This is a genomic window from Polaribacter sp. (assembly GCF_965656025.1).
Taxonomy (GTDB): Bacteria; Bacteroidota; Bacteroidia; order Flavobacteriales; family Flavobacteriaceae; genus Polaribacter.
Window position 1 is genome coordinate 47,161 of record NZ_CBFHJT010000009.1, and the last position, 1,851, is coordinate 49,011.

A 1,851-nucleotide genomic window follows, 5' to 3' on the forward strand; every position below is an offset into this window, starting at 1 on the left:
TCCATAAAGGCAACCTCTGGTTCTATCATCCAAAATTCTGCTAAATGTCTTGTGGTATTAGAGTTTTCTGCTCTAAAAGTTGGCCCAAATGTGTATACTTTACCCAAAGCCATTGCATAGGTTTCTGCTTCTAATTGGCCAGAAACTGTTAAGTTGGTTTCTTTTCCAAAAAAGTCTTTAGAATAGTCAATTTTTCCATCTTCTGTAACAGGTGCTTTGTTGTCTTCAAAAGAAGTTACTCGAAACATTTCTCCTGCACCTTCTGCATCTGAACCAGTTACAATTGGTGTATTTACATAGTTAAAATCATTGTCTTGAAAATATTTATGTACTGCAAAAGATAGTTTAGAACGCACTCTCATCACTGCACTAAATGTGTTTGTTCTGACTCTTAAATGCGCGTTTTCTCTTAGAAATTCAAAACTGTGTTTTTTTGGTTGAATTGGGTATTCATCTGGATTAGAATCTCCTAAAATTTCAATTTCAGCAACCTGAATTTCTACAGATTGTCCTTTACCTTGGCTTTCTGCTAAGGTTCCTTTTATAGAAATTGCAGCTCCTGTTGTAATTCTTTTTAAAGTTTCTTCTGGAGTGTTTTCAAAATCGATAACACATTGTATGTTTTTAATAGTAGAACCGTCATTTAAAGCAATAAATCTGTTGCTTCTAAAAGTTCTTACCCAACCTTTTAAGGTTACTTCTTGTAAAATTGTTCCTGATTTTAAGATTTCTGCAACGTTATTTTTCATCATCATTATTGTAAATATTATATTTAAAATAGGCTAAATTAAAAGAGTAAAGATACTTTATTGTTAGATATTAAACAATCAAACAAAATGCAATATCTTCTTAAAACTAGTCAACTTTATCCTCATTTGGAGGAAAAATCTTCATTTTTGGTTCTTTAAATACTTTTTGATTGGCAATTTTCTTTTCAAAAGTTAATAATAGAGATGGTAACAATAATAAGTTAGAAACCATCGCTAATAACAAGGTTACAGAAACCAAGCCACCTAATGCAATTGTACCACCAAAACTAGATAATGTAAATACTAAAAAGCCAAAAAACAATACAATAGAAGTATAAAACATACTAACACCAGTTTCTCTTAAAGCTGCGTAAACAGAGGGTTTTATTTTCCATTTGTTGGCAATTAACTCTTGCCTGTATTTTGCTAAAAAGTGAATGGTATCGTCTACAGAAATACCAAAAGCAATACTAAAAACTAAAATAGTAGATGGTTTTATAGGAATATCTAAAAAGCCCATTAAACCTGCTGTAATTAATAAAGGAAGCATGTTTGGTATTAATGATATTAAAATCATTTGTGGCGATCTAAACATCCATGCCATAAAAATAGCAATTAATAAAATGGCTAGTGATAAAGAAATTACTAGGTTTTTAATTAAATAATTAGTCCCTTTTATAAAAACGAGTGCTTTACCAGTTAAAGAAACTTCAAATCTATCTGCTGGAAATTCTTTGGCAATAACTGCTTTTAATCGCTCTTGAATTACCTCCATTTTATCTGTACCAATATCTTTCATAAACGTTGTAATTCTGGCATATCTACCTGTAGAATCTACAAATGTTTTTAGCATACTAGCATCGTTATTAGAATTTTTGGTATACGAAAAAATATAGCTTTGTTCTTGATTTGTGGGTAATTGATAATATTTTGGATTTCCTTTATAATAGGCTTGTTTAGAATACTTAACAATGTTTGTTACAGAAATTGGTTTTGATAATTCTGGAAAAGTTTCGATGGTTTCGTTTAATTCTTCCATCTTTTTTAGCGTAGAAAGTTTCATGACACCTTTTTCTTTTTTGGTGTCTATTAAAATCTCTAG

Annotated in this window: 2 protein-coding genes; both read right to left on the bottom strand. The window is 30.3% G+C overall.

What is annotated here, in order from left to right; translation table 11 throughout:
• Window positions 1–752, bottom strand: a 752-nt coding sequence (locus ACTG3S_RS03000; RefSeq protein ID WP_439127893.1) for an amino acid--tRNA ligase-related protein, incomplete at its 3' end; no start/stop codon positions are given.
• 103 nt (window positions 753–855) lie between these two features.
• On the bottom strand, window positions 856–1,851 hold a 996-nt coding region (locus ACTG3S_RS03005; protein WP_439127894.1), incomplete at its 5' end, for an efflux RND transporter permease subunit.